This window comes from Maricaulis parjimensis, assembly GCF_016817355.1.
Lineage (GTDB): Bacteria > Pseudomonadota > Alphaproteobacteria > Caulobacterales > Maricaulaceae > Maricaulis > Maricaulis parjimensis.
The window spans coordinates 154,692-180,092 of the sequence record NZ_JADOTT010000005.1 but is presented as its reverse complement, the minus strand read 5'-3'; the positions used below and the strand labels follow the sequence as shown (position 1 = coordinate 180,092).

General features: G+C 62.5%; 29 protein-coding genes. 16 read left to right on the top strand and 13 right to left on the bottom strand.

The genetic code is table 11. The features are described 5' to 3' along the window. Positions 1-11: 11 nt before the first annotated feature. On the top strand, positions 12-1,070 hold the full coding sequence (locus I0K07_RS10380; RefSeq protein ID WP_203293085.1) for an acyltransferase family protein: 1,059 nt from the start codon (positions 12-14) through the stop codon (positions 1,068-1,070). On the opposite strand, the gene I0K07_RS10375 is transcribed toward I0K07_RS10380, so the two are convergent. Further along, positions 1,067-1,441 carry a hypothetical protein gene (locus I0K07_RS10375; RefSeq protein ID WP_203293083.1) on the bottom strand — a complete coding sequence of 125 codons (375 nt, stop codon included), beginning with the start codon at positions 1,439-1,441 and terminating at the stop codon, positions 1,067-1,069. The genes I0K07_RS10380 and I0K07_RS10375 overlap by 4 nt on opposite strands. A 175-nt stretch (positions 1,442-1,616) precedes the next feature. Here I0K07_RS10375 and I0K07_RS10370 point away from each other — a divergent pair, with 175 nt between their 5' ends. The 8 genes from I0K07_RS10370 (at position 1,617) to I0K07_RS10335 (ending at position 8,180) form a co-directional block, all read left to right on the top strand. Further along, positions 1,617-2,234 carry a YfbR-like 5'-deoxynucleotidase gene (locus I0K07_RS10370; protein ID WP_203293081.1) on the top strand — a complete coding sequence of 206 codons (618 nt, stop codon included), beginning with the start codon at positions 1,617-1,619 and terminating at the stop codon, positions 2,232-2,234. Further along, complete coding sequence (locus I0K07_RS10365) at positions 2,234-3,205, top strand: NUDIX hydrolase (protein ID WP_203293079.1); 972 nt, start codon at positions 2,234-2,236, stop codon at positions 3,203-3,205. Before I0K07_RS10370 ends, I0K07_RS10365 begins: the two co-directional genes overlap by 1 nt. Positions 3,206-3,279: 74 nt before the next feature. Next, positions 3,280-3,633 carry a RebB family R body protein gene (locus tag I0K07_RS10360; RefSeq protein WP_203293077.1) on the top strand — a complete coding sequence of 118 codons (354 nt, stop codon included), beginning with the start codon at positions 3,280-3,282 and terminating at the stop codon, positions 3,631-3,633. A gap of 97 nt (positions 3,634-3,730) precedes the next feature. Then, positions 3,731-4,060, top strand: a complete 330-nt coding sequence (locus tag I0K07_RS10355) for a hypothetical protein (protein WP_203293075.1) — start codon at positions 3,731-3,733, stop codon at positions 4,058-4,060. 149 nt (positions 4,061-4,209) lie between these two features. Further along, complete coding sequence (gene nadA / locus I0K07_RS10350; RefSeq protein ID WP_420828485.1) at positions 4,210-5,349, top strand: quinolinate synthase NadA; 1,140 nt, start codon at positions 4,210-4,212, stop codon at positions 5,347-5,349. 4 nt (positions 5,350-5,353) lie between these two features. After that, complete coding sequence (locus I0K07_RS10345) at positions 5,354-6,889, top strand: L-aspartate oxidase (protein ID WP_203293071.1); 1,536 nt, start codon at positions 5,354-5,356, stop codon at positions 6,887-6,889. A gap of 12 nt (positions 6,890-6,901) precedes the next feature. Continuing rightward, positions 6,902-7,750, top strand: a complete 849-nt coding sequence (gene nadC, locus I0K07_RS10340) for a carboxylating nicotinate-nucleotide diphosphorylase (protein WP_203293069.1) — start codon at positions 6,902-6,904, stop codon at positions 7,748-7,750. 37 nt (positions 7,751-7,787) lie between these two features. Next, entirely contained in the window at positions 7,788-8,180 is a 393-nt protein-coding gene (locus I0K07_RS10335) for a VOC family protein (RefSeq protein WP_203293067.1), read from the top strand. Here the strand turns inward: I0K07_RS10335 and I0K07_RS10330 are convergent. From I0K07_RS10330 to I0K07_RS10320, 3 genes are all read right to left on the bottom strand, one after another. Continuing rightward, on the bottom strand, positions 8,177-8,614 hold the full coding sequence (locus I0K07_RS10330; RefSeq protein WP_203293065.1) for a hypothetical protein: 438 nt from the start codon (positions 8,612-8,614) through the stop codon (positions 8,177-8,179). The two genes, I0K07_RS10335 and I0K07_RS10330, sit on opposite strands and share 4 nt — an antisense overlap. Before the next feature lie 79 nt (positions 8,615-8,693). Further along, the gene (locus tag I0K07_RS10325) at positions 8,694-9,128 is read right to left on the bottom strand and encodes a hypothetical protein (RefSeq protein ID WP_203293063.1); all 435 of its coding nucleotides are present in this window, start codon (positions 9,126-9,128) and stop codon (positions 8,694-8,696) included. A 25-nt stretch (positions 9,129-9,153) separates the two neighbouring features. Next, positions 9,154-9,711, bottom strand: a complete 558-nt coding sequence (locus I0K07_RS10320) for a phosphoribosyltransferase (protein WP_203293061.1) — start codon at positions 9,709-9,711, stop codon at positions 9,154-9,156. Between the two features lie 114 nt (positions 9,712-9,825). On the opposite strand from I0K07_RS10320, the gene I0K07_RS10315 reads away from it, so the two are divergent. Further along, positions 9,826-10,839, top strand: a complete 1,014-nt coding sequence (locus I0K07_RS10315; protein WP_203293059.1) for an alpha/beta hydrolase — start codon at positions 9,826-9,828, stop codon at positions 10,837-10,839. A gap of 16 nt (positions 10,840-10,855) precedes the next feature. On the opposite strand, the gene I0K07_RS10310 is transcribed toward I0K07_RS10315, so the two are convergent. From I0K07_RS10310 to I0K07_RS10285, 6 genes are all read right to left on the bottom strand, one after another. Continuing rightward, positions 10,856-11,509, bottom strand: a complete 654-nt coding sequence (locus I0K07_RS10310) for a hypothetical protein (RefSeq protein ID WP_203293057.1) — start codon at positions 11,507-11,509, stop codon at positions 10,856-10,858. A 120-nt stretch (positions 11,510-11,629) separates the two neighbouring features. Continuing rightward, positions 11,630-11,968 (bottom strand): hypothetical protein, encoded by a 339-nt coding sequence (locus I0K07_RS10305; RefSeq protein ID WP_203293055.1) that lies wholly within the window; start codon positions 11,966-11,968, stop codon positions 11,630-11,632. A gap of 92 nt (positions 11,969-12,060) precedes the next feature. Further along, complete coding sequence (locus tag I0K07_RS10300; RefSeq protein ID WP_203293053.1) at positions 12,061-12,537, bottom strand: response regulator; 477 nt, start codon at positions 12,535-12,537, stop codon at positions 12,061-12,063. Between the two features lie 38 nt (positions 12,538-12,575). Then, entirely contained in the window at positions 12,576-13,496 is a 921-nt protein-coding gene (locus I0K07_RS10295) for a sensor histidine kinase (RefSeq protein WP_203293051.1), read from the bottom strand. A gap of 38 nt (positions 13,497-13,534) precedes the next feature. Further along, entirely contained in the window at positions 13,535-15,862 is a 2,328-nt protein-coding gene (locus tag I0K07_RS10290) for a sensor histidine kinase (RefSeq protein WP_203293049.1), read from the bottom strand. A 240-nt stretch (positions 15,863-16,102) separates the two neighbouring features. Beyond that, on the bottom strand, positions 16,103-16,498 hold the full coding sequence (locus tag I0K07_RS10285) for an NUDIX domain-containing protein (RefSeq protein ID WP_238934759.1): 396 nt from the start codon (positions 16,496-16,498) through the stop codon (positions 16,103-16,105). A gap of 254 nt (positions 16,499-16,752) precedes the next feature. Between I0K07_RS10285 and I0K07_RS10280 the strand changes: the two genes are divergently transcribed. Then, the gene (locus I0K07_RS10280; RefSeq protein WP_203293045.1) at positions 16,753-17,742 is read left to right on the top strand and encodes a calcium/sodium antiporter; all 990 of its coding nucleotides are present in this window, start codon (positions 16,753-16,755) and stop codon (positions 17,740-17,742) included. On the opposite strand, the gene I0K07_RS10275 is transcribed toward I0K07_RS10280, so the two are convergent. Beyond that, on the bottom strand, positions 17,739-18,452 hold the full coding sequence (locus tag I0K07_RS10275; protein WP_203293043.1) for a DUF4197 domain-containing protein: 714 nt from the start codon (positions 18,450-18,452) through the stop codon (positions 17,739-17,741). The genes I0K07_RS10280 and I0K07_RS10275 overlap by 4 nt on opposite strands. Positions 18,453-18,606: 154 nt before the next feature. Between I0K07_RS10275 and I0K07_RS10270 the strand changes: the two genes are divergently transcribed. Next, positions 18,607-19,794 carry a DUF418 domain-containing protein gene (locus I0K07_RS10270; protein WP_203293041.1) on the top strand — a complete coding sequence of 396 codons (1,188 nt, stop codon included), beginning with the start codon at positions 18,607-18,609 and terminating at the stop codon, positions 19,792-19,794. Positions 19,795-20,206: 412 nt separating this feature from the next. After that, on the top strand, positions 20,207-20,929 hold the full coding sequence (locus tag I0K07_RS10265; protein WP_203293040.1) for a hypothetical protein: 723 nt from the start codon (positions 20,207-20,209) through the stop codon (positions 20,927-20,929). 6 nt (positions 20,930-20,935) lie between these two features. Here I0K07_RS10265 and I0K07_RS10260 read toward each other — a convergent pair whose 3' ends face one another. After that, a complete protein-coding gene (locus tag I0K07_RS10260) occupies positions 20,936-21,343 on the bottom strand; it encodes a dihydroneopterin aldolase (RefSeq protein WP_203293038.1) in 408 nt (135 codons plus the stop codon). Continuing rightward, positions 21,340-22,107 carry an SDR family oxidoreductase gene (locus tag I0K07_RS10255; RefSeq protein ID WP_203293036.1) on the bottom strand — a complete coding sequence of 256 codons (768 nt, stop codon included), beginning with the start codon at positions 22,105-22,107 and terminating at the stop codon, positions 21,340-21,342. The genes I0K07_RS10260 and I0K07_RS10255 overlap by 4 nt, the downstream gene beginning before the upstream one ends. On the opposite strand from I0K07_RS10255, the gene uvrC reads away from it, so the two are divergent. Genes uvrC through I0K07_RS10240 form a run of 3 tightly spaced genes read left to right on the top strand, consistent with a single transcriptional unit; the run spans position 22,106 to position 25,395 of the window. Then, positions 22,106-23,998, top strand: a complete 1,893-nt coding sequence (gene uvrC / locus I0K07_RS10250) for an excinuclease ABC subunit UvrC (RefSeq protein WP_203293034.1) — start codon at positions 22,106-22,108, stop codon at positions 23,996-23,998. The two genes, I0K07_RS10255 and uvrC, sit on opposite strands and share 2 nt — an antisense overlap. A gap of 9 nt (positions 23,999-24,007) precedes the next feature. Further along, positions 24,008-24,643 carry a CDP-alcohol phosphatidyltransferase family protein gene (locus tag I0K07_RS10245; RefSeq protein WP_203293032.1) on the top strand — a complete coding sequence of 212 codons (636 nt, stop codon included), beginning with the start codon at positions 24,008-24,010 and terminating at the stop codon, positions 24,641-24,643. Between the two features lie 50 nt (positions 24,644-24,693). Further along, positions 24,694-25,395, top strand: coding sequence for a response regulator (locus I0K07_RS10240; protein WP_203293029.1), 702 nt, complete (start codon positions 24,694-24,696; stop codon positions 25,393-25,395). The last annotated feature ends 6 nt before the right edge of the window (positions 25,396-25,401 follow it).

The following is a 25,401-nucleotide window of genomic DNA, read 5'->3' as shown; positions in this document are numbered from 1 at the left end:
GGATTTCCGGCATGGGCGAACACGGGCAGCACAAGACGCTGATCGAAATCCAATTCCTGCGGGCCATCGCTGTGCTGATGGTCGTGGTGGCGCATGTCCACCAAGCCAATGACCGGTTTTTCGAGACGCCCGTGCTGGGCCAGGCCAGCCTGTTCGGCTTTGCCGGCGTGGACGTGTTCTTCGTCCTGTCCGGCTTCATCATCCACTACATCTACCGTGCGCATCGCGGGTTTGACGCCCACTACTTCCTCAACCGGATGAACCGGGTCCTGCCGCTCTACTGGATATTCACGGGTTTCGCCGTCGCGGGCTATTTCGCCATGGGCGACAGTCTGACCCGGTCCCGTGACGAGCTCGACCTGATCGGTTCGCTCACCCTCATCCCGACCGGCCAGACACCCATCCTCCCGGTCGGTTGGACCCTGACGCACGAACTCTATTTCTACCTGGTTTATGGACTGGGCCTGCTGCTTCCGCGCAGCTGGCGCGGCTGGGCCGCGGCGCTCTGGGCTGTATCCAGCCTGGCTTACATCCTGGCACCGCACACGATCGCATCGGCCTGGCTGGACATGATGTTCAGCCCGTTCAACTTTCTCTTCTTGGCCGGGATCGGTCTGGCTGCGCTCCTGCCCGTGATGGCCAGGCTTCGCATCGTGGCACCGCTTGTGCTGGCAGCGGGACTGGCTGGCGGCCTGGTCTGGACCCATTTCAATGGAATTGATGGCCTGGCCGCCGCCCCCGAACGCGTGGCGGTGCTGGCGCCCTTCGCGATTGGGCTGGTCGCGACTTTCCTCGCCTGGTCACCCCGCTTCCCGGCCCTGCTGGCCCGGATCGGTGACTGGTCCTATGCGATCTATCTCTCGCACATTCTGGTCATCAGTGTTCTGGCGCGCATCGTGCCGGATCTGATCGGAGGATCGCTTCTGGCCGGGCTGGCCTTCCATGCCATCTGCCTGATCGCCTGCCTCATCCTGGGCGGACTGACGCATGTCCTGCTGGAACGGCCGCTCCTGAACCGGGGCAAGGCAATGGTGGCGCGCCTCGCCCCGAAACGGGAAAGGACCGGTTAGACCGGCGTGGTTTCGGTGATCTTGTAGGTCAGATCATCACCATCGGCTTCGTGGATGGTGAGGTAGTCACCCATTCGCAGCGTGTGATCACCCAGACGGTAGACCGGCTCATCCGGACCTTCGCCTTCCTCGTCATAATGGAAGAACCAATGCGAACCGCGATGCGTGAGCCAGCCATCAGCCTTTTCGTCCGGGTCGGGCGAGAAACGGTCGACCGTGCATTTGGCCTTGTTCGCGCGCCAGAGCTCAACATCGAGACGGCCATCCCCGTCCAGCGGCGCCACGACCACATAGCCCTGCTCGTCATCGCCGTCGGGGAAACCCGCATCCGGATTCCGTCCCAGTCTCATCACAACACGTGTCAGGCTCATGCCAGTCTCCCGAGTATTTCTATGGCCTTATCCATCCCGGTTTTGCGCTGGAGGTCAATTCGCAGCACGATGCGGCATGAACGCACATCGGCTGTGAAAAGGCAGGACCGGTGGAGTGGAGATGCCCGGGCAAGAATGCTATCTCCCCACTCCGCGATTTTTGGGAAGGACGACCATGCCGGCTGCAGCCCGCAAAAAAGACACGGCTCCGCGCGCCTGGCAGCGCATGATTTCAGGCCGCCGGCTGGATCTGCTGGACCCGTCTCCCTTTGATGTCGAGATCGAGGACATCGCCCATGGCCTGGCCCGTGTGGCGCGCTGGAACGGGCAAACGCATGGCGACCATGCCTTCTCCGTCGCCGAACACTCTGTCGTGGTGCTGCAGATCCTCGACCATCTCTATCCCAAGCTGGAACCGAAATGGCGCCTGGCCGCCATCCTCCATGACGCCTCCGAATATGTGATCGGTGACATGATCAGCCCGTTTAAGGCGGCTCTCGGCGTGAACTACCGCGAGTTTGAGGACCGGCTGGAACGCGCCATCCATCTTCGCTACGGCCTGCCGCCGAAACTGCCGGCCGAGGTGAAGCGCAAGATCAAGCGTGCGGATGTGATCTGTGCCTATTTCGAGGCCACCCAGATTGCCGGTTTCACCAAGGAAGAGGCGCTGAAATATTTCGGACGGCCGCCAGCGGATCTCGAGATCACGATCAAGCCGCGCCCGGTGAAACAGGCCCAGATCCTGATGCTGGATACGTTCAAAACGGTTCTCGCCCAGGTCGAGGGGCGCTGATGGAACTGGCCGGTCAGTCCCTTTCTGTCGGCCTCAATGCGGTCATCCTGTCCGTCGACAGCGACGCGCCGCGCGTCCTGATCGTGCCGCAGGCGGGCGGCGGCGTTGCCCTGCCCTTCGGTCCGTTCGATCCGGCCCGCCATCGCACTTTCGAGATCGGCCTTCGCCGCTGGGTGGCCGAACAGGCCCGCTTCCAGCTGGGCTATGTCGAACAGCTCTACACATTCGGCGACCGCGGCCGCGAAGCGCCGCTGGCGGCCCTCACCGGGTCGGAAGATGCCCGTATCATCTCGATCGGCTATCTCGCCCTGACGGCCGACACGGCCACGCCGCCGGATGGCGGGGGTCGCTGGCGCGACTGGTATGACTTCTTCCCCTGGGAAGATTGGCGCCAGGGCAAGCCGGATGTGATCGAGACCGACATCATTCCCCGCCTCTCAGCCTGGGCCGATGAAGCCGGCGTGCCCGGCCGCCGCGCCTCCCGGCATGATCGCCTCAAGACGGCGTTCGCCATGGGTGGCGAAACCTGGAATGAAGAACGCGTCCTGGACCGCTATGAACTGCTCTACGAGGCTGGTCTTGTCGCGGAGGCCGCCCGGGATGGTCAGGTCGACGATCCGTCCCTGTGCCCTGCCCTCGGCTTGTCCATGGCCTCCGATCACCGGCGCATACTGGCGACCGCGATTTCTCGCCTGCGCGGCAAGATCAAATACCGGCCCATCGTCTTCGAGCTCATGCCCGACCTCTTCACCCTCTCCGGCCTGCAACAGGGCGTCGAGGCAATTATCGGATACCGTCTGCACAAACAGAATTTCCGGCGAGCGCTGGACCGTACCGGCTTCGTGGAAGGCACAGGCAAGGTAGAAAGCCAGACGGGCGGCCGCCCTGCCGAACTCTACCGCTATCGCCGCGAAGCCCTCGCCGGCCTGCCCTCGCTGGGTCTTTCCACGCCGCGCCTGAAAGAAGGCTAGCAAGCCCGGCAAGCGATTTAAGCGGATCGGAACCCTTCTGTGCTAGACCTTGCGGCGAATTGCAGGAGGACATCATGCTTCACCCCCTTCACTGGACCCTGCTGGGCCTGACATCTCTGGGCCTGGCGGCCAGCGCAGCCGCCCAGGACGCTGACATCGTCAACCCGCAGATCACTGATGCGGTCACGCAGGCCAATGTCAAAGTGGTCGGTGATGCGCCGGAAATGGCGATGGGAAATCTCTATCAGGCAACGGGCCAAGCCCTCGGCAATGCCGCTCACAATGCGACCAACGCACAGCAAAATCAGAATGTTCTGGAACAGGCGTCCTCGACCCAAGGGGTCTCGACCCTGCTGGATGTCGACACCGCAGCCACAGGCCTCGACGTGGACAAAATTCTGCCCAACGAGACTGACAGCCCGGAATAGCGGCACCCCACTATATTGCGCTGCACAATTTTTTCCTTGCGCTGCGCAACAATCTGGTTTTGCATGGCAATATCGTTTGATGCGTAGTGGGGTTGTTATGCGGCAGGCATGGCTGATCGAAACCGGGGCTGGTTTTCTGGTCTGCTGTCTGACTGCGCTGGCCCTGCAATTCATCAGCCTGGAACGCTATGAATTGGGCCTGCCCCTTGTCATGGCGCTGATGGTCGGCCTGTGCGTCCTGCCGATGAACCGGATCACCAAACGCCAACTCCTTCTGCCCGCCGCCGCCAATTGCGCGATCACGTTCGCGCTGGTCGCCGCCGGTGTCGGCTTCCCGGTCTGCCTGATCCTGGGCCTCGCCCTGACCGGCCTGGGCCACGCAATCTGGACACTCCACAGCCGCGGTTTCCAGATCCCCGAAGCCTGATCGTCCCAAGAAATCTGGCTATCACTGCCGTGATGCAAGGCAATCGCTTGCTTTGCTCAATGTGAGCATTTATATATTTCCCGACTAAAGCTCATTTCGAGCAAAAGGGGGCGGCCCTGTGACGAGCCGCCTATTTTCAGATCCCACTAATGCTCACTGCGAGCAAAAGGGAGGGGAAAATGGACGGATTGAATTGGGACGGAACGCCTGAAGGCTTTGATCAGGACCGGCCGGAACTGGCATATACGGATGAGGTCAAGGCGGCCACGGACCATCTCTACGAGAAGGTGAAGCATGTGGTGACGCCCATGGAGTGGCCGGCCAAGGCGCCGCTGATCCATGCGATCAACCAGCTCAAAAAAGAAAAAAACGCTGTCATTCTCGCCCACAACTACATGACCGCCGACATTTTCCACTGCGTCGGCGATCTGATGGGTGACAGCCTGGCCCTGGCCCGCATGGCAGCCGAGAGCGAGGCCGACATCATCGTCCAGGCCGGCGTCCACTTCATGGCCGAGACGGCCAAAGTGCTCGCTCCGGAGAAAAAGGTCCTCATCCCCGATACCGAGGCCGGCTGCTCGCTGGCCAGCTCGATCACGGGCGAGGATGTCCGCCGTATCAAGGCCGCCTATCCCGGCATTCCGGTGGCGACCTATGTGAACACCTCGGCCGATGTGAAAGCGGAGTGCGATATCTGCTGCACCTCGTCGAACGCTGTCCAGGTTGTCGAAAGCCTCGGCTCGGACACGGTCATTCTCCTGCCGGACCAGTATCTGGCCAAGAATGTCGCCGCCCAGACCGATGTGAAAATCCTCACTTGGGCCGGCAGCTGCGAAGTGCATGAGCAATTCACTGCCCAGGACATCCAGGACCTGCGCGACGCGCACCCGGGCGTGGTGATCATCACCCACCCGGAAAGCCCGCTGGAAGTGGTCCAGGCTGCCGATTATGCCGGCTCGACCGCGGCCATGGCTGACTGGGCCAAGCATAGCGGCGCCAAGAAAGCCGTCCTGCTGACCGAGTGTTCGATGAGCGACAATGTCGCCGCCGATGTGCCGGAGATCAAGTTCATCCGCCCGTGCAATCTCTGCCCGCACATGAAACGGATCACGCTGGAAAACATCTATGACTGCCTGCGTCTGGAACAGCATGAAGTAACCGTGCCGGACACCGTCATCGAAGGCGCCCGCGCCTCCGTCCAGGCCATGCTCGACCTGCCCAAGCCGGACAAGCCCGCCAGCTTTGATCCGACCCAGCAGGAAAAGCCCGTGGATCTGGTGGCGATCTAGGGCCATGCCCCGCCCTGTCCTCATCTGTGGTGCCGGCATTGCCGGCCTTTGGGCGGCGCTGAAACTGGCGCCGAGCAGGGTCGTGCTGTTGACCGGAGCGCCGCTCGGTGAAGGGGCGGCTTCCGGCTGGGCGCAAGGCGGTGTCGCGGCAGCTCTGGCGGCGGATGACACCCCCGATCTCCACACGGCCGATACGATCAGCGCCGGAGCGGGCCTGGTGAATACCGAGGCGGCCCGCGCGCTGGCCGAAGGCGCCGCAGCGGAAGTCGCAGAATTGGCAGCGCTGGGTGCCCCCTTCGAGCGCGAGGGCATGACCTGGTCGCTCTCCCGCGAAGCCGCCCATTCCCGCCACCGGGTCGCCCGGGTGAAGGGTGATGGCGCCGGAGCCGCGATTATGGCGACGTTGATCGCGGCGGTGCGTCAGGCGGACCACATCGAGATCCGGAATGGCTGGAAAGCCGTGTCCCTGCTTGGTGATACACGCGCTTGTACCGGCGCGGTCGCTCAAAGCCCGGATGGCAGGACCGAGACGATTGAAGCTGACGCCACGATCCTCGCCATGGGCGGAGCCGGCGGCCTGTTTGCCCTGACCACAACACCGTCGGGTGCCCAGGGCCAGGCCATGGTGATGGCGGCCCGTCTGGGCGCGACGGTGCAAGACCCAGAATTCGTCCAGTTTCACCCGACCGCGCTCAATGCCGGTCTGGATCCGGCGCCGCTGTGCACCGAAGCGCTTCGCGGTGAAGGGGCAACCCTGATCGACCGGTCTGGCCACCGTTTCATGAAAGCGGTCCATGCCGACGCCGAACTGGCGCCACGCGATGTTGTGGCCCGGGCCGTGCACCGCCAGAATGCCACTGGCAAAGGGGCCTTCCTCGATTGCCGCACGGCCATTGGCGACGCCTTCCCCGAAGAATTCCCAGCCGTGTTTGCCGCCTGCCAAAAGGCCGGTATCGATCCGCGCATCGAGCCGATCCCGGTGGCACCGACTGCGCACTATCATATGGGCGGCGTAAAGGCCGATATTGATGGCCGCACGGATGTTCCGGGCCTCTACGCCATCGGCGAATGTGCCTCGACCGGCCTGCACGGCGCCAACCGCCTCGCTTCCAACTCCCTGGCCGAAGGTCTGGTGAGCGCGGCCCAGGTGGCCATGGCTCTCACTTCTGGCACCGAACCGGCAAAGCCGCGCGAAACCGTCCCGGGAGGCAGCGCGACGTGGACGCCCCTCCCGCCCCATGCTCTCGCCCGCTTGCGCCAGGCCATGTCACAGCATTGCGGCGTGGAACGCAGTGAGACCGGACTGGCGGCGCTGAAAGCCCTGATCACGGATCTGCGCGCAGAGCACGGAGACGCCGATGCCCTGCTGGCCGCGGACTTCATTGTCACGGGCGCGCTGAACCGCTGCGAGAGCCGGGGCGGACATTTCCGAACGGATTGCCCGCAAGCAGCGGCCGAAGCTGCACACACACAGCTTACACTGGCCGATCTGGCATCGACACAATCCCCGCAACGCCGCTATCAGACACCGGCCGAGTAACAGGACCCCACCATGCCCGTTATGCCCCTGCCCCGCCATGTCGTGACCGAGGCGGTCGCCCGCGCCATCTCCGAGGATCAGGGCGGACGCGGAGACGTCACATCACTGGCCTGCATCCCTGCCCATGCCGACGCGAAATTCTACTTCAAATCCCGCGAAGCCGGCGTGATCTGCGGTCTGCAGCCAGCGCTGGAAGCGATCTGGCAATGCGACCCGGAAGCCCTGGTCAGCCCACAGGTCGAGGACGGCGCCGCGGTCAAGCCGGACGATATCCTGATCAGCGTCACCGGCCGGGCCCGCGGCCTGTTGTCCGCTGAACGGATCGCGCTGAATTTCATGGGCCGGATGAGCGGGATTGCCAGCTTCACCGCACGCTATGTCGAGGCGGTGGCCGGTACGAATGCCCGCATTGTCCACACCCGCAAGACCACGCCCGGTTTCAGGGCCTTTGAACTGCAGGCCGTGCAAGCCGGCGGCGGTGCCCTGCACCGTTATGGTCTGGATGATGCCATCCTGATCAAGGACAACCATGTCGCCGTGTGCGGCGGTGTTGCCGAGGCGGTTGAAGCAGCCCGCAACAGCGCCGGTCACATGACGCGCATCGCCGTGGAGGTCGACCGGCTGGACCAACTGGACGCCGCCATCGCAGCAGGCGCGGAAAGCATTCTGCTGGACAATTTCCCGCTGGACGATCTGCGCGCCGCCGTGGCCAAGGCCAAAGGCAAGGTCACGCTGGAAGCCTCTGGCGGGGTCAATCTGGACACGGTCCGCGGTATTGCAGAGACCGGTGTGGATATCATTTCAGTGGGTGCGCTGACCCATTCAGCGCCGAATTTCGACATCGGGCTCGACGAAGCCTAGGCTGGGAATTTCCCGTCAATCAGAGGGAGGACACACTATGTTCAATCACATCATGGTCGGCACGAACGACATCGAACGCTCGAAGGAATTCTACACCGCCGTTCTCGGCACGCTGGGTGCCGGCGAGCCGATCCGCAATGAAGCGCCGACCGGGCATGTGCGCTATTTCTTCCTTCATGACGGCAATGCCTTCTGCATTACCGAGCCGATTGATGGGGCGGCCGCGACCCACGCCAATGGTGCCACGATCGGCTTCAAGTGCAGCTCGCCGGAACAGGTGAAAGCCTTTCATGATGTCGCTGTCGAACAGGGCGGAACCTCGATCGAGGATGCGCCTGGTCCGCGCACCGGCAATCTGGGTACTGTGCACCTGTCCTATGTCCGCGATCCGGATGGCCACAAGCTCTGCGCCATTCACCGCCCGGGCTAGCGGGAGACACCGAACCGGTTGGTCAGCCAGAGCAGAAAAAGCAGCAGACAGGCATAGGCCATCGAGAAATAGCCAGCCGCGGGCTGGTTATCCAGCCCGTTCAGTCCCATCAGGACCCAGTCCAGATTGTACAGGAGCGCTGCCGCCGCATAGGCCCAGAAAGCCCACGCCTTGCGGAGAATCAGGGCGATGCAACTGGCGGTCAAAATGATTGTCGCCAGAAAATAGATCGAGTCCTGGGCCAGGCTGGTGCCCAGGACGAGATCGACCATACTGTCCTTGAAGAAGGGATGAGTCCCCGGGAAGGCCCGGATCAGGATATCTCCGATCCCCCACCACACCGAGTAGGCCGTCTCGACCAGCATGAGCAGAAGCGAACTGCACAGAAGCACGATCTTCCAGGCCGACAACCCCTGAAAATAGGTGATCCGCATGCGCTCATCCTGCCCTGCACCCTTGCCCGGTACAAAGGATGGCCTGTGTCTCCGCCTCCGGCAAGCCTGACACCAAGGGTCAGCGGATCAGCTTGCGGTTCAACGCAATAAAAAGAAGCGTGATCACCAGCGCCTGATAGACGAGTGAGATATAGCCAGCCACGGTCAGGAAATCGGCACCACTGGCAGCCGCCACGACCCAGTCCACGCTGAACATGAGCATGGCCAGTGGATAGGTCAGAATCACCGCCCGCTGCCTGAGGCAGGCAAGCGTGAAACTGGACACGATCAGGGCCACACCGGAGAAATAGACCGCCTCCTGCCAGAGCGGCGCTGTCAGCACGAAATTCACCATGTCCGCCGGAAAAATCGTGTGCGGTCGCGGCAGGATGCGGATCAGGATGTCGCTCACCGCCCAGTACAGCGAATAGGCCAGTTCCAGGAACATCAAGAGAAGCGTCGCGCCGTAGAGCCAGGTATCCCGCGCCAGCGCCGTATGTGCCGTCTTGACCAAATCACTCTCCGATCATGCCGGGGCGTCAGGTCTCCAGCACGCTGTGCCCCACTTCGCCCTTCGCCAGTATCTCATCGGGGCTCAATCCGCACAATTCATGCGGAAAGACGAGCCAGTCATCCGTTTCTTCTACGTAGAAATCGGGGGTCATGGATGACCGGTTGCGGGTCGGTTTGTAATAGACGGTGGCGATCCGGGTCTCCTGCGGGAAATTCCGTCGGCACTTCGCCTTGAGCACATCGATGATGGCCTCGATGGAACTGCCGCTGTCGAACACATCATCGACGATGAGCAAGCGATCATCGGCATTGAGGGCATCAACGAGATAGCTCTCGCCATGCACCCGCACTTCGCGTGCCATCTGGTCAATCCCGGTATAGGCCGAGGTGCGCAGGGCGATATGGTCGGTCTCGACGCCTTTCCAGGCGAGGTATTCCTGTACGGCAATCCCGACCGGGGCACCCCCGCGCCAGACGCCGACAATGTAAGTCGGGCGAAAACCGGTCTCGAGGATTTTGGCACCCAGCTGGAAGCTCTGGGCCAAAAGCTGGTCGGCAGAAATGAAGGTCTTGTCAGTACTCATTCGCCCAGCTTCAACCACAGGGATGCAGCGCACAAGGGCCTCATCCCTCCGCTCCGCCGTGTTCACGGCAGACGGCCTGTGGCGGCTGGCAGCGAACCCGCCTAATCTGCCGCCATGAGACACGCACATATCCCCGCCGGAACCCTTCACACCATCCATGTCGACAGCCAGGCCGTCGCCGGCAATATGCTAGGCGACAGCCCGCACCGCCGCATCGACGTCTATGTCCCGCACGGACATGAGGGCCGGGATTTGCCGCTTCTGGTGGATCTGGTCGGCTTTACCTCGGGCGGACCGGGTCACACGAATTGGCGGAATTTCGGCGAGAATGTTCCCGAGCGCGCCGACCGGTTGATCCATGAGGGCCGGATGAAGCCTTGCGTGATCGCCTTCCCGGACTGTTTCACACGGCTGGGCGGCAACCAGTATGTGAACTCGCTGGCCATGGGCCATTGGGACGACTTCCTGCTCCAGGAAGCGATCCCGGCCGTGGAAGCCGAATTCGGTTGCGGTGGCGTTGGCAAACGCGGCTGTTTCGGCAAGAGCTCCGGCGGCTATGGTGCCATGGTCCACGCGCTCCTGCATCCGGACTTCTGGTCAGCTGCGGCCTGTCATTCCGGCGATATGGGGTTCGAGCTGATGTTCGCGGCCGACTTCGCCCACACACTGCGTCGCATCGCCAAGCATGGAGGCACGATCGAAAGCTTCATCGAGGCCTGGGAGAAGGACAGCCAGATCAAGGTCAGTGGTGATGATCTTCACGCCCTGATGATCTTGGCCATGGCCGCGACCTATGATCCCGATCCGGACGCTTTCCTGGGCATCCGCCTTCCCGTGACAATGGATACGTGTGAACGCATCCCGGAACGCTGGGCGCAATGGATGAGCTGGGATCCGCTGGAAATGCTGGATGAGCATGCCGACGGGCTGAAAATCCTCAAGGGCCTTTTCATCGATTGCGGCGATATCGACCAATACAATCTGGTCTATGGCGCACGCCGCATGAACAAGCAGCTCGCTGCACGCGGCATTCCGCATGTCTATGAGGAGTTTGCCGGAACGCACTCCTCGATCGACTTCCGGATGGATACGTCCCTGCCCTATCTGGCCAAAGTGCTCAGCGACTGACGCGGCTCCTCCGGCCTCAGGCCGGAACCTTGATGGTCTGGGTCTTCTTGCCGCCCGTGGCCGCGCGCACCGATTGGGTGAAGGCGGTCGCCACCAGCGCGATCAGGATGCGCGCAATGATGGTGAAGAAGAGCAGCAGGATTTTGTCATCCGACACCGCAAAGCGCACGCCGGACTGCCAGCGCCCGCTGAGAGGAAGATGGGAGAGCTGATCTTCCACCCAGTCCGCCGCATCGAGCATGGTGTGAAGCACGTGCTCCATCGTCAGGGCAATGAAGGCCAGCATGATGATGGCGAGGACGAAGGACAGGAAGAGTGTCGCCATCATGGATGAGATTCGGCTCACAAAAGGCGGCTCAGCAACCCGGATCTTGTCCATGCCGGTCAGCGTGGAAAATCCGGTGCCCAGAATGCCCAGTATGATCCGTGCAATGATGGTGAAGATCAGCAGGACGATCTTGTCGTCACTCGCATAGATCCGGACGAGATTATTGTACTGCTCGGGAATGGGCAGGCTGGCCACTGCGTCCTCGACCAGATCCGCACCGTCCTGCACCCAACCCAGCCAGTGGGGCAGGTAGAACCAGAGCAGGACCAGCATCGCCATGGCCATCATCATGGACACGAACAAGGTGGCGGAAATTTTTGTAAGACGCCCGAACAAGAACATGACTTCCCCCAGATCGCACACGCGATGACGGGTAGCCTAGCGGCAAATCATGTCAGAGTCGCGGCAGATCGCGCGCAAGGCGAGCCGGAGGCGTTCTTCACGCCTCCGGCGCCTGACACATCAGTGGCCGATAATCTCGACCGTCACCGAGCTGCCATCGGGAGACCAGCCCGTGGTCGACCAGGATTCACCGGCCGCCAGGTCGGAATTCCAGGGGCCGCACTCCGAAGACGGGCCCTGTTCGGTCTGCACGTGAATGCAGAGTTCGCCATCATGGCTCCAGGTTCCGGCAATTCCGCGACTGTCGGAATAGCTGCCATCCTCGGCAAACCAGGCGTCGAAATACTGATCCCCGACAGTGACGCGAACGGTGTGACCAACCGCGTTGTCCATACCATCGGCCCAGACAGGCGAAGACAGGGCAAGCAAAAGCGAGCCCGTCAGTACGAGATGTTTCATGGGTTCCTCCCCGCATGAATGGCCAATCCGGCCATCGCGCCCCCTTGCGCGAAAACCAGACTAGCGCATTCCCTTGTCAGGGGAAATGCCGGTCAGTCCTCGAGATCACCGTCGCCGTTTTCGCTTTGCGGCACTTCAACGATCTGGACCCAGTATTCACCGATCGAATTGACCACGCGCATCAGCCGGTCCAGCGAGATCGGCTTGACGATGTAGGACGAGGCTCCGAGCCCGTAGCTCGACAGGATGTCATCCTCATCCTTGGATGTGGTCAGGACGATGATCGGGATATGACGCAGTTCGGCGTCATTCTTGATCTCTTCAAGAGCCTCGCGGCCATCCTTCAACGGCATGTTGAGATCGAGCAGGATGATGCCCGGATAGGGTGCCCCTTCAAGACTGGCATAGGGGCCCTTGCGGCGCAGATAGTCGACCAACTGCTCGCCATTCTCGAGGAATTCGAGCGGATTGCGGAGACGGACTTCCTCGCAGGCCTCTTTAAAGAGCAGTCGATCATCCGGATCGTCATCGACCATCAGAATGGTGAAAAGCCGGTTTTCCTGGCTCATGTTTTAGGCCCCGTCCTGCTGAACCCGTCAATCACGGGTCATGTCTCTTCCAGATTCGCCCGATGTCGCGGCAAGATCAAGGTGAAGCAGGCACCTTTTCCTTCCTCGCCGCGGGCAGTGATGCCCCCGCCATGCCGCTCGACAATCTTGCGGCAGGTCGCAAGGCCGACACCGGAACCGGGATAGGCATCCCGGGAGTGCAGGCGATCCAGCAGACCGAAAATGCGCTCGGAATAGCGGTTGTCAAAACCGATCCCGGTGTCGCTGACTTCGATCACGGCTAGCCCACCCGTGGTATCCGCCTCTGACCGGACAGAGATTCGAATATCCACATTCGCGTCCGACTGCCGATATTTCAAGGCATTATCGATCAGGTTTTCGAACAGAATGCGCATCTGGTCCGGGTCTGCCTCAACCGTCGGCAAAGGCTCCACCGTGATGCTATGGGGCTGTTGGACACGATCCTGTGCAATACGGGCGAGGATGTCATCCAGTGCCACCGGACCGGTCCGGGTCAGGTCATCACGAATACGGGCATGGGTTTTCAGCTTGTCCAGCAAGTCACGCAAACGGGTCGCCCCGTCGGTCATCCGCTCCAGATAGCGCGCTTGTTTTTCATCCGGCACGGGCCCGAGACTGTCCAGAAGGCGCTGTCCGAACATTTCAATCTTGCGCAAGGGCTCATGCAGATCATGCGTCGTCACCGAGACGAATTCTGACAGGTCCGCATTTTCACGCTGGAGACGGCGCAGCTGGTTCTCGCGGGCGTCCTGCTCTCGCCAGGCGATGACAAGGATCGCTGCCAGAAGCGATGAAACAAGGCCTATGCCTGCCAGCGCCGGCACATTGCCCCACGCCCATGGAAGCCCTGCGCCCAGCATAACGGCCAGCCCGACCCCCGACAGGATCGGGACCAGCCGGGCGCGCCAGGCAGGCAATTCGGGCGGAGCGTCGGACATTCGCGGTTTTCCGGCCGCGAAAGGGCGGCCGGCCTCTATCAGGTAACACTGCCTTGCCGCACGGGCAGGAGCAGGGTGAAGACGGCGCCCGCATCGGGCTCACCCCAAGCCGTCAGTTCGCCGGCATGGCGTTCTGCGATCTTGCGGCAGGTGGCCAGGCCCACCCCGGTACCGTCAAACTCGTCGCGCCCGTGCAGGCGTTCAAACATGCCGAAGATCCGCTCGGCATGACGCGGCTCAAAACCAACGCCATTGTCGGCGACAGCGATACGGGCCATGGCGCCGCTCTCGCCCACTTCAACACTGCCCTCAATGGAGATGGACGGACTGACGCCGGGACGGCGGAATTTCAGCGAATTGGCGATCAGGTTGAGGAAGAGCTGGTGCATCTGGCCCGGATCCGCCTCGATGGCCGGAAGCTCGCCGACGCGGATGCTGGCCTCTTCCGCCGTGATGCGCGGCTCCAGGTCGGAGAGGACGTCGGCAATCACGGTCGACAGCTCTACCGGCAGGAAAGAGGTGGTCTTGGAATTCACCCGCGAATAGCTCAGCAGGTCATCGATCAGCCGGCGCATGCGGGTCGCGGCATCCACCATGCGTTCCAGATAGTGCCGGCCGGTATCATCCAGAGCATCATAGCACTTGTTGTTCAGACGCTCACCGAAGGCCTGGATCTTCCGCAGCGGTTCCTGCAGGTCATGCGAGGCCGCATAGGCGAATTCCTGGAGTTCGGAGTTGGAGCGTTTGAGCTCCTGGGCGTAGCGCCGCAGGGCCAGCTCGTCGCGCTTGCGATTGGTGATGTCCCGGAAGGTGATCACCGCGCCCTTGCTCTTGTCCGTCGGGTCCAGCGGCGAAGACGCCGATTCGATCGGAATGGGCTGGCCGGCCTTCGTCCAGAAAACATCCCCATCCGCCGATTCACCGGGCAGGCCGGGATAGTGGATACCGCATTCCTCGCGCGGATAAATCGAACCGTCACGGCGGGAATGATGCACGGTGGCATGCATGTCCTTGCCGATCAGCTCATGCTCCGCATAGCCGAGCATCTGGCAGGCCCGCGGATTGATGAAGGTAATCGTGCCATTGCCGTCAATGCCGTAAATGCCTTCCGCGGCCGTCATCAGGATCTGGGACAGACGCTGGTTTGCCGCGGCCGTGACCTGGGCCCGTCTTCGGGTGATCGTTCGGTGGGCGCTGAACAGGACGGCCAGCAGGATGAAGGACAGGGCCATCGCCACGGCGAAGACCCGCAGCACGGCCCGGGCCTGATTGGCACCGGCCAGCGCGTCGATCACATCGATCTCGGTAATCACCCCGATATCGCGCACATCATCCCATCGCCACGCGCCCATGACGAGCACACCGCGGCCATCACGATAGCCCCGCAGATTGTGCCCCCGCCCCTCTTCGATCACGCTGCGTGCGGCAACCGTCAGCGGCCACTGGGCATAAGGACGCGAGGGGATGGCGCCGCGTGTGACATCGACACCGGGATCGCGCACCTCGACATGCAGCATGGAGGGGTGCCCCTCCGCCAGCAGGCCGGCATTGACGAATTCCTCGCCATAGCGCGTGTCGGTCAACAATCGGCCCGTCTGGTCAATGGCATAGGTTTCGCCGGACACGCCGGTCCGTCCAACACGGAAGGTGGCCGTATATTCGGCATGCGGATCGATACGCAGGGCGAGATATCCGATGCGCTCACCGTCACGCCGGACCTCGGCGATCGAGTACATCAGGATTTCCTCGTCGACCTGACCATTCTCCTCGCCCGGATTGATGGTCACCAGATCGACAATGTGCGGACGCGTCAGCAGGGCGCCCGCTGTCGACAGACGCTCCAGATTGACCAGGTCCAGCATCAGTGCCGGTTCGGCCAGATCGCTATCACGGACGGACGCAAGCGTGGTGCCATTGTTGGAAATCAGCAGATAACCGCGATAGCCGTACTCGGTCAGCCATGGGCCCAGCCGGTCGCGGAGATATTGCTGGGCCGGCGCGCTTTCCAGACTGGCGCGGACCGGCGAGGCGGACAATTCTTCCAGGGCCGAGACCACGCCGTCATCCTGGGCCCAGACACGGACATCATTTTCCCGGTCCTGCGCCCAGTCCTGGAAGCGCTGGATCGTGTTGGAGAGGACAGCCTCGAGCGTCGACAGATTGGTGGAGCGTGCCGAAGCCATCAGCGCGCCTTCGCCGGCCATGACAGCCAGCGCCACAATCACAATGAAAAAGACAGCAACGAGACCGGGCAGCACCTGGCCGACCCAGCCATCGGATTCTGCCAAACGCTGGAAGGGTGAGCGTGTTTCCACACTCCCATCCTCACTCTGCAAATAGGTGTCGCTGTCCGGCTGGGCAGTCATTCCGCTCGACTCTGTGGCCTCACCTGACCGTTATCGTAGTCAATTTGTTGCACGTGTCGCGCAATCTCGCCACATGAGCGGCGAAAAAATGCCGGTTTGCTTCAGCCAGGGTTCAGCCGGCCACACCTAGTTTCGGCAGCGTGCGCCCCGCGGTGTGCCGGTTCGGGCTCTGGTGACAACCCTCGCTTTGCCAGAAACCGGGCCGGTACACCGCACCACGCCGGGCGCAATTTTCCCGTCTCACCAGGTCTGCGAGCACACGCCGGACCCCAACTCCTCCAGCCGGCGGCGCGTGGCAGGCGTGACGTCTTCGGGCAAGTCATCCGGGTCAAACCAGTCCACGGCTTCGATCTCGCCATCATTGTCGCACTGGCAGGCCTGCCAGTGCTCGGCGACATAGACGAGGACATGGTCGCCCCGGAAACGGGACTCATTGGAATAAATCCCCATGAGCCGCGCCGGACCGGTCAGTTCGACGCCGCACTCTTCCTGAAGCTCGCGCTGCAGCGATAGTTGGGCCGGCTCACCGCGCTCGACACCGCCGCCCGGCAGATGCCAGCCGGGGACATAGGTGTGCTTGACCAGGACGACATGTCCGTCCTCACGCCGGACTATCCCGCGGACACCGAGTGTCATGCCCCGGACCTGCCGCCACCAAGACTGCAGAACCGGCCGGACAAAGGGTTCAATGCGCCGCCTCCAGTTCATGCCGCAAACCCCGCTAGCCAGTGCCGGACGAGCGCGCTATGTACGGGTCCAGTACACGACATTGTGGGAAGGTTTCGCATGTTTGCTCTGGTTGCCATTGGCGGTGTCGCCATCATTTTCGGTCTGCTCAACCTTATCGAATACCGCCGCCTCGACTAGTCCGCGAACCATAGGTTCCTGACATGGCTGCTCCCGTTTTCATCGGCCTCATCCTGGGTGGGATCGTCGTCCTCTTGTTTGGCGGCGATTTGCTGGTGCGTGGCGGTGCGGCCCTGGCGCGGATCTGGAAACTGCCGCCGCTTCTGGTCGGCCTGACGATCATTGCCTTCGGCACGTCGGCTCCGGAACTGGTGGTCTCGATCCAGTCGGCCCTGTCCGGCGCGCCCGGACTGGCGATGGGCAATATCGTCGGATCCAATATTGCCAACTTCCTCCTGATTCTCGGCCTGCCAGCGATTTTCGGCGCCATCGCGACGACCACGCCCGGCGTGCGCCGCAATGCGATCTTTGCCCTCGTCGCAGCGATGATCCTGATGGTGGTCAGCTGGGGCGATCATGAGATCGACGGTCTGGAGGGGGGAATCCTGTTCGCCCTGATCATCGGCTATATCGCGCTGCTCGGCATTCTGGCCGGCCGTGAGAAGGATGATCCCAGCCTCGCTGAACTGACCGATCTGGAACACATGGACGGCCTGCCCAAAAGCCTGGGCAAAAGCGTCATCACCGTGTTGATCGGCCTGGTCGCCCTGCCCGTCGGGGCCCAGATGATCGTCGTCGGCGGCACGGAAGCCGCTGCCACGCTGGGCGTGGATGAAGCCATTATCGGCCTGACCGCTGTCGCGTTCGGCACCTCCCTGCCGGAACTGGCCACCGTCGTCATGGCCTCGGTCCGCCGCCAGGCCGAGATGGCGATCGGCAATGTTCTGGGCTCGAACATTTTCAACGTGTTTGCCGTGGGTGGCGCGACCGGACTGGCCGCTGCTGCGTCCGGTCATACCCTGCCCGTGCCGGAAAGCTTCTTCACGCTGGATTTCTTCGTCATGCTGGGCGCCAGCGTGGCGATAGCGGGCATCATCCTGGCCAAGCAACCGATCAACCGCCTGTTCGGTGTGCTGCTGTTCGGAAGCTATCTGGCCTATATCGCGGTCCTCGCCCGCGGCGTGATGGGCTAGCCGAACACCCGGCGCAGAATATCGGTCGTCCGGTTGACCGGGTTCCGGCGGATCGCCGCCTCCTCTTCCCCGACATAGTGGAACACACCGTTCAGCGTGCGCCGCGTGGCGTCATCGGTGACCTGTTCGGACAGGGAACGGCCGGAGGACCGGCTGCGGATCAGCCCGCCCAGGAAGCCCCCCTGATTATTGATCCGCTGGTCGATCGGGCGCAGCGCGCGATAGGCGCCGGAACTTTCCAGCGTTTGCGCCATGCGCGGACGGACCAGGGCGTAGAGCTGGTCGGAGGTCCGGTTCTGCAGATATTCGGTGGCGGAACGGTCCCCGCCCCGGACAATCCCCAGCGCGTCCTGCAAAGTGATGGACTGGACCGCATTGAGGAAGATGGTCTGCACCGCTGGCATGGCGGCCTCGGCCGCGCGATTGATCGACAATTCCAGATCATCGAGCTGCTGGGACATGCCCACCCGGCGCAGCATGGATTGCGCGCTGCGGATCTGTGAGGGCAGAGGAATGCGCACTTGCGGATCGCCCCAGAAACCATCGCGCTGCCCCAGCTGATTGGTCGCAAGCCGGGCGGCCTGGCGCAGCGCGGCGCGCACACCATCACTGGCCTGGCTCTCGCTGAGCCCCCATTGCGCGGCACGGGCGGCGGGCATGGCCGACAGGCCCAGTCCGGCCAGGGCAAGCAGAAGCGTGCGGCGATGCATGGCAAGTCTCCTCAAAACGCAGGACGAGTTTGGCATAGGCGCGACGTGCCGCAAACGGTTTCGCCAGAGGGTGGGACGCGGACACAAGATGTCCCCGAGACAGGCCGCGTTTCGCGCTGTAGGGTGCGCGCCGAACCGGTCAGGGGGAGATGACATGGCTGCACCGAAAACCGATCGCTTTGTGTCGATCGACGCGCTGCGCGGGATCGCCGTGCTGGGCATTTTGATGATGAATGTGCAGGGCTTCGCCATGGCGCCCTTCGCCTATGACAATCCCACCCTGCAAATGGATCTGACCGGCGGCAATCTGACGGTCTGGGCGCTGGCACACACATTCTTCGCCTTCAAATTCATCACCATTTTCTCCACGCTTTTCGGAGCCGGCATCATACTCATGGCTGGCGAGGGCGAGGATACAGGCCGGCATTATCCGCGCATGCGCTGGCTGCTCCTGATCGGCCTGATCCACGCCTATTTCATCTGGTGGGGCGATATTCTGGTCACCTATGCCCTGGTCGGCATGCTGGCCGTGAAGGCCCGGCGCATGAACAGCCTGCCCCTGGTGATCTGGGGTCTGGTCCTGATCGCCGTGAGCGGCATTGTCATGGTGGGGGGCACCTATGCTGGCGCCATGATGGGCGGTGAAGGCTCCGCCGAGCAGGAAGCCTTCATGACCGACATGCTCAACAATACGACGGCCGCCTACCAGGCCGGTTTTCTGGATCGCCTGCCCTGGAATGCCGGCTTTGCCCTAATGGGCCAGGTCGCCGGCATGATCATGCTGGGCGCGCGGACCATGGGGCTGATGTTCATCGGCATGGCGCTGATGAAGTCCGGCTTCCTCTCGGCCAGCTGGTCGATGGCCCGCTATGCCATCCTGTCGGTCATCTTCCTGGGCGTCGGCTGGTGGATGAATGACAATTCCACCAACACGATGATCGCCGGTGAATTCGACAGCTGGGCGATGGCACACGGCAATGCCTGGTCCTATGTGGGCAGCCTTGTCCTGGCCTTCGGCTACGCCTGTTTCGTGATGCTGGTTTCCAAGATCGGCGTGTTCAGCCTGATCGTGCAGCTCTTCGCGGCGACGGGACGGATGGCCTTCACGAACTATCTGACCCAGAGCCTGATCATGACCTTCATCTTTGTCGGCATGCCGGGTCTGGGCCTGTTCGGCACCGTGGAACGGGTGGACCAAGCCAAGCTGGTCCTGCTGGTCTGGGCCCTGCAACTGGTCTGGTCACCGATCTGGTTGCACTTCTTCCGCTTCGGTCCCCTGGAATGGGTGTGGCGCACGCTGACCTATGGTGAAGCGCAGAAGCTGTTGAAACGGCAGGCGTAAATCCGCCACGCGCTGCCACGCTGGCGATATGAGGAGTGCGGGACGCCATCCGGCATCGTCTAGGAAACTGAGTGAGTGACACCGCAAGGCATCCCGCACGCGAAGATTTCCTCCCGCCTCGCGACGGGTATTCAAGACCAGGCGGATACTGGAGCCAAACCTCGGCACTCTTGGACCCCCTGATAGCCGTTCCTTCCCTCTGGCGGTCAGCCCAGACATCCGGAACGCTCCGCGACCGCCTCACCCCCGACCTGACCGGGCCGGGCCTCGAGTGGTGAAGAGGCTGGGGAAGTATGAGGCTGGGTGTCAGGGGTGGGGATAAGTTGGCACGACGCCCCTCCCACTCCGAATCCGGGTGACAGGCTTTCAAACCCACTCTAGCGTGTCCTAAAACAGCTGGAGTTTCAGACCGATGCGATCCCTGCTTCTTGCCTTGTCCTTGCTGCTGGCCTTGCCGGCGACCGGTTTCGCTTTCCAGGAGGATGTGATTGTCGTCACCGGGTCCCGGATCAGCCGGGATAGCGTCGGCGGAAATCAGAACATCCCCCATGTCCATATCGTGCGCCGTGCCGATAATTACCTGATCCAGCTGACCATATTGTCGGACACCCGCGAACAGGACGCCCGGCGGGAGGAAGTGCGCTCTACGCTGGAAACCGTTCTGGCCGCGGCCGATCGCAATCCGGACATCACCATTGCCCTGGCGGGCGACAATCTGCTGGATCTCGATCCCGACATGATCGGCCAGGTGGATATTGTTGAACATCCGCGCCGCGAGGACGTGTCCACGGTCACACTTTTCATCAAGACGCCGGTCCGCGCGGATGACGGGTTTGATGACACGGACAATCGGATCGCCAGCTTTGTTGAGGGCCTGGAAACAACCGGACGGACCGAGCTCCAGGTCTCGCCCAGCTATAATCTCACGCTGTCCGGCGGGGCCGACCAGTATCGCAACAGCGTGGTCGAGGCGATTGCCCAGGATATCCGCTTCCTGCGTTCGACCTTCGGCAATGAGTACCGGATTTTCGTGGAAACGAGTTTCGAGAACCGTGTCAGCCTGACCCAGACAGGGCCGTTGGAATTGTCGATCTTCCTGCCCTACTCGGCGGAAATCGAACTGCGGGACAACTAGTCCCGCCTACGTCGTCTGCTTCATCCGAAAACGCGTCAGGCCGACGGCTTCGGCGTCGGCATAGGCGTCGACCTTGCGGGTCGTGACCTGGGCGGCGCAGACGATGTCCGGGCCCAAGGCGATGTCGAGAATTGTTCCGCACAGGGTTTCCTGGAGATCGAACTGTTTCTCCTCCAGCGATTTGATGCCGTGCAGGATGTAGTCATAGTCGACGACCGTGGCGATGTCGTCGGTCCCGCACCAGGCCTTTGACACAACGGTGACGACATCGACCAGGACGCGCTGTTTCACGCCGCGCTCATAGTCGTGAATGCCGATCTCGACATCCAGTTTCACGCCTTCCAGACGATAGACGAAAGCATCCTCGCCGGTGGCATTGACCAGCGCGTTCTCGATGACCTGATCCAGTCTCACTTGCTCTCATCCTCCGGTACGCCGGCTGCGTACATGACATCGCCATTGCGGGCGTCGAAATGCTGTCCGCCATCCACAATGATCGTCTCGCCCGTCATGGACGGTGTCGCAAGGATGAAGCGCACTGTGCGGATGATGTCATCCGGCGTGGAACCGCCCTGCATCGGGTTCATGCGGTGGGCGCGCTCGAACTCGGCCTGGCTCTGCCCGCCCGATGGCAGGGTAATACCCGGCGCTATGCCATTGACCCGCACACGCGGCGCCAGCGCCATCGCCATGGTGGTTGTCGCCGACAAGAGGCCCGACTTGGCCAGCGTGTAAGAGAAGAAGTCCGGGTTCAGGTTGAAGAGCTTCTGGTCGAGAATGTTGATGATACAGCCGGAGGCGCGCTCCGTATGGTGCTGCGCCATGGCCGAAGCCAGGATGACGGGCGCGACCAGATTGATGGAAAGCGTGTGTTCCAGCGTCGCCGCGTCGACATCTTCCGGCCGGTCCATCTCGAAAATGGAGGCGGAATTGATCAGCGCATCGACCCGCCCCACCCGATCCATGAAATCCCGGATACCGGTCGTGTCCGCCATGTCGTACTGAACACTTTCCGCAGAACCGCCGGCTTCACGGATTGCCGCTTCCACCGCGCGCGCCGGCGTGCCCGATTGGTTATAATGGATCACCACATGCCAGCCATCCGCACCCAGGGCACTGGCAATTTTGGCACCCAGGCGCTTGCCGCCGCCGGTTACGAGCGCGATCTTGTCAGGCATGGCCACCTCAAATCCTCAATCCGGTCCGATAGATGACCCTTCCGACGCCAAGGCGCAATCGCTGAGCGGACCGAAAATCATCGCGGACTATGTCAAACGCCTGCCCTCAAAGCCGGGCGTGTACCGCATGATCGGGGAAGATGGCACGCTGCTCTATGTCGGCAAGGCCCGCAATCTGAAGAACCGCGTCTCCAATTATGCGGCGGGCCGCGGGCATTCCAACCGGATCGCCCTGATGATCGCGCTGACCCGGTCGATGGAATTCGTGGTCACCCAGACCGAGACCGAAGCCCTGCTGCTGGAAGCCAATCTGATCAAGCGGCTCAAACCCCGCTTCAACATCCTGCTGCGCGACGACAAGAGTTTCCCCTATATCCTGATCCGCAAGGACCATCCGGCGCCGCAATTGCTCAAGCATCGCGGTTCGCGCAAGACGAAGGGGGATTATTTCGGCCCCTTTGCGTCGGTCGGGGCGGTGAACCAGACTCTGAACACGCTGCAGAAGGCCTTCCTGATCCGCACCTGCAGTGACAGCGTTTATGAGGGCCGCTCGCGCCCCTGCATGCTCTTCCAGATCAAGCGCTGTGCCGGCCCCTGCGTCGATCTGGTCGAGCCGGCGGCCTATGACGAGCTGGTCAAGGAAGCCACGGACTTCCTGCGCGGCCGGTCCAATACGCTGCGCCAGGAATTGCAGACGCGCATGGGCGAGGCGTCCGAGGCGATGGACTTCGAGACCGCAGCCAAGCTGCGCGATCGGATCCGCGCCATTGCGGCTGTCACCACCGACCAGGGCATCAATCCGGACGGGGTGGAGGAAGCCGATGTCATCGCCATCGCCCAGGATGGCGGGAAGTCCTGCGTGCAGGTCTTCTTCTTCCGGGCGGGTCAGAACTGGGGCAATCAGTCCTTCTTCCCGCGCCATGAGACGGATGCGGAACCGGCCGATGTGCTGGCGGCCTTCCTGGCGCAATTCTATGATGACAAACCGGCCCCCGGCCTGATCCTGCTCAGTCATGAGCTGGAGGAGGCCGAACTGTTGGGCGAGGCCCTGTCCCTGAAGGCGGAGCGCAAGGTGCAACTGGCCACGCCCCAGCGCGGCGAAAAGCGCAAACTGGTGGAGCGCACGGCAACGAATGCCCGCGAAGCGCTGGCCCGGCGCCTGGCTGAAAGCGCCACCCAGACCCAATTGCTGAAAGGCGTGCAGCGCGTTTTCGAACTGGACGACATTCCCCAGCGCATCGAGGTCTATGACAACTCCCACATCCAGGGCACGAACGCGCTGGGCGCGATGATTGTGGCCGGGCCGGAAGGCTTTGAGAAAAACCATTATCGCCGCTTCAACATGAAGGGGGATGACGCCGCCACGAATGATGATTTCGGCATGATGAAAGCCATGCTGCGCCGGCGCTTCTCCCGCCTGCAGAAAGAACGCGATGACGGCGCGCCGGTGCCGGATCTGGTTCTGATCGATGGCGGCAAGGGGCAATTGTCGGTCGTGCTGGAGGTCGCCGAGGAATTGGGCATCACCGATGTGCCGATTGCGGCGATCGCCAAGGGACCCGAGCGTGATGCCGGACGCGAAGCCTTTTACCTGCCCGGCAAAGCGCCGTTCAAACTGCCGCAAAAGGACCCGGTTCTGTATTATCTCCAGCGGCTGCGGGATGAAGCGCACCGGTTCGCGATCGGCGGGCACAGGGCCAAGCGCAAGAAGCAGATGACGGACAACCCGCTGGACGAGATTCCCGGCATCGGTCCTTCGCGAAAAAAGGCATTATTGGCCCACTTCGGATCGGCCAAGGCGGTGCGCAATGCTGCACTCGCCGACCTGGAAGCGGTTGACGGCGTGTCCAAAGCCATGGCCAAAAAGATCCACGACTGGTTCCAGAGCTAGGCAAGGCAAGTGCTGAAAGCTGTCCCGAACATTCTCACCGTATTGCGCATTGTCCTGGCCCTGTCGGGCGCCTGGGCGTTGTGGCAGTCCTATTTCTGGTCGGTGGACTATAATGTCCCGCTCTGGCTGGGCGATGCGTCGGTCGCGGCGCGCACGCTGGCGGCCTATTCCGTGGCCGCCTTCATCATCGCCGCGGCCAGTGACTGGCTGGACGGCTATCTGGCCCGGCGCCTCTCGGCACAATCGGCCCTGGGCGCCCTGCTCGACCCGATCGCCGACAAGGTCCTCGTGGATGCCTATCTCCTCGTCTATGTGCTGATCCTCAATCTGGGATCGGAGACAGGGGTGTCGGTCTACATCCTGGTCCCGGTCCTCGCCATCGTGCTGCGCGATGTCGGTATCACCCTGGTGCGCATGGTGTCGAACAAGCCGGGCCATGAAGCTCTGCCAGTGTCGGCCTCGGCCAAGCTGAAAACCCTGATTGCTTTCCTGGTGACCGCCCTGCCCCTGATCGCCTTCCCACTGGGACTGGGCGGAGCGGACTGGCTGTTGCTGGGCTGGATGGCGGCGCTGTGGCTGACGGCCGCGCTCAGCCTGGCGACCGGGCTGGGCTATGTGCGGCGCAAGCCGGACCAGCAAGCTTGAGCGCCGGGACAGTCCGCGCCATTGTAAACCCTCAAGCTTCTGGAGACGGCATGGCGGACCTGGCCGGCGATGACGCCCATATCCTGGTGGTCGATGATGACGACCGCATCCGCACGCTGCTGAAACGCTTCCTGCAGGAGCGCGGCTATCGCGTCTCCACCGCCCCCAATGCCGACAAGGCCCTGTCGACCCTCAACTCGCTCGCCTTCGACCTTCTGGTGCTGGACGTGATGATGCCGGGCATGAACGGGTTCGAACTGACCGAAGCGATCCGCCAACGCGGCGACACGCCCATCCTCCTGCTCACCGCCCGCGGCGAGGCGGAGGACCGGATCAAGGGGCTCAGCCTGGGCGCGGACGATTATCTGGCCAAACCTTTCGAGCCGGAAGAGCTGGTCCTGCGGATCAATGCCATTTTGCGCCGGGCCCGTCCGGCGGCGGCGGCGATCCGGCAGGTCATGTTCGGTGACTGGTCCTTTGATGTGGAACGCGAGAGCCTGACCCGGGGCGGCGAACCCGTTCGCCTGACCGGCGGTGAAGCAGCCCTGCTGGCGGCGCTGGCGGCCTCGGCGGGGCAGACCGTATCGCGCCTCTCCCTGTCAGAACGCACGGGCGGCGGTGAGCGGGCCGTCGATGTCCAGGTCACGCGCCTGCGCCGCAAGATCGAGACGGATCCCAAGGAGCCGCTTCACCTGCAGACCGTGCGCGGGGAAGGCTATCGCCTGGTCGCCGACCCGGTCTTTGAGGACTGACGCGCC